Origin of the sequence: Micromonospora sp. NPDC047753, from assembly GCF_040642735.1 — a bacterium.
Taxonomy (GTDB): domain Bacteria; phylum Actinomycetota; class Actinomycetes; order Mycobacteriales; family Micromonosporaceae; genus Micromonospora.
Window position 1 is genome coordinate 1 of the sequence record NZ_JBEYSL010000535.1, and the last position, 4,359, is coordinate 4,359.

The window sequence follows — 4,359 nt, forward strand, 5'->3', positions numbered from 1 at the left end:
GACGACGCCGGCACGTTCCACCGGAGGCCGACAATGCGCATCGAAACCCGCTACAACGGGCCCGCCGGTTCCGGCAACGGCGGCTGGAGCGCGGGCACCGAGGACGAGTGGCAGGTCGCCGCCGAGGCGGGGCTGCTCGTACGGCGGGAACCGCTGGTGTGGAACCTGACCGAGAGTGAGCACTCCGACGGTCGTACCCGCTTCGCCATCCTCAAGGGCGGCGCCCAGTACCGGGCGCAGGGCTCCGACTGGTACCTCGACGGCGGCCCGCAACCGGCGGACGTGTCGGTGAAGCTGCTGCTCACCGGTGCCGGCCTCGCCCGCTCCGAACAGGTCGGCTTCCGTTGTGCGGCCGACCTGCCGGAGGTGACCCGATGACCGCGCCACTGGACGGTGTCAAGGTCGTCGACCTGGCCACCCTCTTCGCCGGGCCGCTCGCGGCGGCGTTCCTCGGTGACTTCGGCGCCGACGTGATCAAGGTGGAGCATCCGGCCAAGCCGGACCCGTCGCGGGGGCACGGCCCGGCCCGCGACGGTGTCGGGCTCTGGTGGAAGGTGCTCGGCCGCAACAAGCGCACCGTCACCCTCAACCTCTCCGACCCGGACGGCGCCGCGTTGCTGCGTCGGCTGCTCGCCGACGCCGACGTGCTGGTGGAGAACTTCCGCCCCGGAACACTGGAGCGGTGGGGGCTCGGGCCGGCCGAGCTGCACGCCGTCAACCCCCGGCTGGTGATCACCCGGATCAGTGGGTTCGGGCAGGTCGGCCCGTACGCCCGCCGGCCCGGCTTCGGCACCCTCGCCGAGGCGATGAGCGGTTTCGCCGCGGCCACCGGGGAACCGGACGGGCCGCCCACGCTGCCCCCGTTCGGGCTGGCCGACTCGGTGAGCGCGCTCGCCGCCGCGTACGCGGTGATGCTCGCCCTGCGGGCCCGCGACGTCACCGGCACCGGGCAGGTGGTCGACCTCGCCATCATCGAGCCGATCATGGCGATGCTCGGGCCGCAGGTCACCTGGTACGACCAGCTCGGCTACATCCAGCCCCGGCTGGGCAACCGGTCGAACAACAACGCCCCGCGCAACACCTACCGCTGCGCCGACGGGCGCTGGGTGGCGGTCTCCACCAGCGCGCAGAGCATCGCCGAGCGGGTGCTGCGACTGGTCGGCCGCGGCGAGCTGATCGACGAGCCGTGGTTCGCCACCGGCAGCGGGCGGGCCGCCCACGCCGACGAGTTGGACGCGGCGGTGAGCGCCTGGGTGTCGCAACGGGACCGCGACGAGGTGGTGGCCGCGTTCGAGGAGGCCCAGGCCGCGGTCGCTCCCGTCTACGACGTGCGCGACATCCTCGCCGACCCGCAGTACGCCGCGCTGGGCACCGTGCGCACCGTGCCGGACGAGGAACTGGGCGAGGTACGGATGCAGAACGTGCCGTTCCGCCTCACCGAGACGCCCGGCGAGATCCGGCACGCCGGTCGGCGGCACGGCCAGGACACCGACACGGTCTTCGGCGCGCTCGGCCTGAGCGCCGAGGAGTTGGCCGCGCTGCGCGAGCGGGGGGTGCTCTGATGCTGTTGAGCTGGCTCTACGTACCCGGCGACCGCCCGGACCGGTTCGCCAAGGCGGTCGCCTCCGGTGCCGACGCGGTCATCCTCGACCTGGAGGACGCCGTCGTCGCCGGACGCAAGGCGTACGCCCGGGACGCCGTCGCCGAGTTCCTCACCGAGGCGCACCCGGTGCCCGTGCAGGTCCGGGTCAACGAGCTGACCGGCCCGGACCTTGATGCCGACCTGGCGGCGGTGGCCGGCCGACCCGGGTTGGCCGGGCTGCGGCTGCCGAAGGTCGAGTCGGCCGCGACGCTGGCGGCCCTCGCCGAGCGGGTCGACGTGCCCCTGCACCCGCTGATCGAGTCGGCGGCCGGGCTGGAGGCCGCGTACCCGATCGCCGCCGCTCACCCCGCGGTGGCCTCGATCGGGCTCGGTGAGGCCGACCTGCGCTCGGATCTGGGGGTGAGCGACGACGACGGGCTGCTCTGGGCGCGCGGCCGCGTGGTGGTCGCGGCCCGCGCGGCCGGTCTGGCCCCGCCGGCCATGTCGGTGTACGCCGACGTCGTCGACCTCGCCGGTCTGGCCGCCTCCTGCGCGGCGGGCCGACGGCTCGGCTTCCTCGGCCGTGCGGCGATCCACCCACGCCAGCTCCCGGTGATCGTCGACGCGTTTCGCCCGGCCGATCGGGAGGTGGCCCGCGCCGCGGAGCTGCTGGCCGCCGTGGCGGACGCGCACCAGCGGGATTCGGGGACCGTGGTGCTGCCCGACGGCCGCTTCGCCGACCGGGCGATGGTGGCCGCCGCCCGGCGCGTCGTCGACCTCGCCGCCCGCTACGCCGCCTGAGCCGCGCCGCCTGCTCCTCCAGGTCGTCGGTGTGGCCATCCGCCTGCCAGCGTCGACCCCGCCGGACCGCCCACTGAGCGCGCGGCTACGCGGGGTCGAGGTGATCGAGCCGTTCGAGGTCAGCGGTGCCGGACCGAACCACGGCCGCCGCCAGCGCGACGGTCGCCGGCTGGACCCCGCTCTGCTGCTCCGCGGTGGCGATCCGGACCGACTGTGCGAGATGCGCCCGCAGGTGCCCGGCGAGCAGGCGGTGAAACGGCTGCCCGCTGGCCGCCCGCAGCGCGGCCATCTCCTGCGCGGTGGCCATGCCCGGCATGTCGTGGCCCTCGTGCGGATTCGTGCTCGGCGCGGCGGCGTCGGCCAGTAGCCGGCGGGCGGACTCCAGATCGGCGCGTCGGGTGGTGGCCACCTGGGTGGCCGTCTGCCGCCAGGCCGGGTCGGTGGTCCGCCCCGGCACCAGATCGAGGACGGGCAGCAGGCGTTCGGTCATCGCCACTGTCAGTTGCAGCCAGGCGACGTCGGTCGGGTTGAACGCCGTACCCGTGGGGGTCGGCGTGGTCGTCGCCGGTGGTGCGGCCACGGGTGGTGTGGCGGTGCTGACCGCGTCCCCTGGCCCGGGGCCGCAGCCGGCGAGGACCAGCACGGCGATGAGCACCGTGGACGCTGCGGGCTGGCGCATCCGATCTCCCTTCCGAACCACTGCGGCGGGCCCGGGTGACCGGACCCGCCGCCGTGTGTGGAGCTGTCGCTCAGATCGGTCGGCCGTCGTGACCGCACTTGATGACGGGACGGATGCAGTCCTGGACCCGGCGGGCCAACTCCGCGACCGGCCAGGCGTTGAAGAAGTCGCCGTGCATGGTGTAGCCCGGCCCGGAGGCCAGCCGGAACCGCGACGGATCGCCGGTGACCGGGTACCGCAGCACCTGGCGCAACTTCGGCACGTGCACCGGGTGGGTGCTCGGGCAGGCCTGGTTCACCGGGTACGCCAGGTGGCTCTTGTGGTCCGGCGAGTCGAGGTCACGGCCGTTCCAGCACTGCGGGAAGTCCAGGTACGACTCCAGCATCGTGCCCGACGGGCAGTTGACGAAGCGCGCGTGCCCAGGGGAGGGTTCCGGCGGTCGTCGCCGGTTGGGGGGAACGAAGTCCTTCGACGGCGGCACGTGCCCGGCGTGCAGGCAGGACCACCGGGCGATGCTGTCGTTCGGCCCGGTGGCCTTCGCGTTGCCGGCGACGAGCCGCAACCCCTGCGGGAACGGCTGGGTGTTCGCGACGACGTCGGCGCGTACGCCCTCGCCCAGGTAGTAGAACGTGGCTATCGCCGGTTCCACCGCGACGTTGTCCTGGTACAGGGTCGGCACCCAGTACGACGAGACGTCCACCCGCGGGTTGCAGGTGGTGGGCGAGTTGACCAGGTCGGGGAGGGTGGTCCTGGCGTTCGTCACAGTGCTGCCGAAGAAGCTGTGCATGTGCGACGCCCCGGGCAGCCCGGGGAAGACGATCGGGTCGTCCGGCAGCCGGTGGCTGTAGGTGCAGTCGGCGGGGAACTCGGCGACCCGGATGGCGTTGGCGCCGAAGTCAGCGCCGGCTTGGCCGGGGGCGGCGTCGGCCCGGTTGGTGGTGGACACCAGGTACGTGCCGAGTAGCACCAGCAGGGCGCCGATCGCCGTGGCGAGGCGCAGTCGGCGGGGGATGCCGGAGAGGGGTGCGGCCCTGTCCATCGTGACTCCTGTCGGGGGACGGGTCAGGGACAGCTCCGGCGCCGCCGCCGAAGGCATCGGAGTTGTGCCTGGCCAGACTGGGTGGTGGCCGGTTGGGCCGGGTGCGAGAGAGCGCTCTCACTGCTCCCAGCCTCACGTGGAAGTCGACAATTGTCAATACGTGCCGCAGATGGTGGAAAGACGACGAAGGGCCGGGCCCCGTGGTGGGGTCCGGCCCTTCGGTCATGTGGTTCGGGTTGGGTCAGCTGGTGGCGTAGC

4 protein-coding genes and 1 pseudogene are annotated in these 4,359 nt (G+C 73.5%); 3 read left to right on the plus strand and 2 right to left on the minus strand.

What is annotated here, in order from left to right:
- The 3 genes and pseudogenes from ABZ749_RS30275 to ABZ749_RS30285 form a co-directional block, all read left to right on the plus strand.
- Window positions 1–378: pseudogene (locus ABZ749_RS30275) on the plus strand (hypothetical protein); the annotation flags it as partial.
- On the plus strand, window positions 375–1,562 hold the full coding sequence (locus tag ABZ749_RS30280) for a CoA transferase (RefSeq protein WP_357233759.1): 1,188 nt from the start codon (window positions 375–377) through the stop codon (window positions 1,560–1,562). The pseudogene ABZ749_RS30275 and the gene ABZ749_RS30280, both read left to right, overlap by 4 nt.
- Entirely contained in the window at window positions 1,562–2,383 is an 822-nt protein-coding gene (locus ABZ749_RS30285) for a CoA ester lyase (protein WP_355010238.1), read from the plus strand. Before ABZ749_RS30280 ends, ABZ749_RS30285 begins: the two co-directional genes overlap by 1 nt.
- A gap of 85 nt (window positions 2,384–2,468) precedes the next feature.
- Here the strand turns inward: ABZ749_RS30285 and ABZ749_RS30290 are convergent, their stop codons facing one another.
- Entirely contained in the window at window positions 2,469–3,062 is a 594-nt protein-coding gene (locus ABZ749_RS30290; protein ID WP_357233761.1) for a DUF305 domain-containing protein, read from the minus strand.
- Window positions 3,063–3,132: 70 nt separating this feature from the next.
- Complete coding sequence (locus tag ABZ749_RS30295) at window positions 3,133–4,101, minus strand: DUF1996 domain-containing protein (RefSeq protein ID WP_357233763.1); 969 nt, start codon at window positions 4,099–4,101, stop codon at window positions 3,133–3,135.
- Window positions 4,102–4,359 lie beyond the last annotated feature (258 nt).

Excerpts from the sequence above, each read along its gene's own strand:
- ABZ749_RS30280 (WP_357233759.1), top strand. The coding sequence starts at position 375 with ATGACCGCGCCACTGGACGGTGTCAAGGTCGTCGACCTGGCCACCCTC.
- ABZ749_RS30285 (WP_355010238.1), top strand. The coding sequence starts at position 1,562 with ATGCTGTTGAGCTGGCTCTACGTACCCGGCGACCGCCCGGACCGGTTC.
- ABZ749_RS30290 (WP_357233761.1), bottom strand. The coding sequence starts at position 3,062 with ATGCGCCAGCCCGCAGCGTCCACGGTGCTCATCGCCGTGCTGGTCCTC.
- ABZ749_RS30295 (WP_357233763.1), bottom strand. The coding sequence starts at position 4,101 with ATGGACAGGGCCGCACCCCTCTCCGGCATCCCCCGCCGACTGCGCCTC.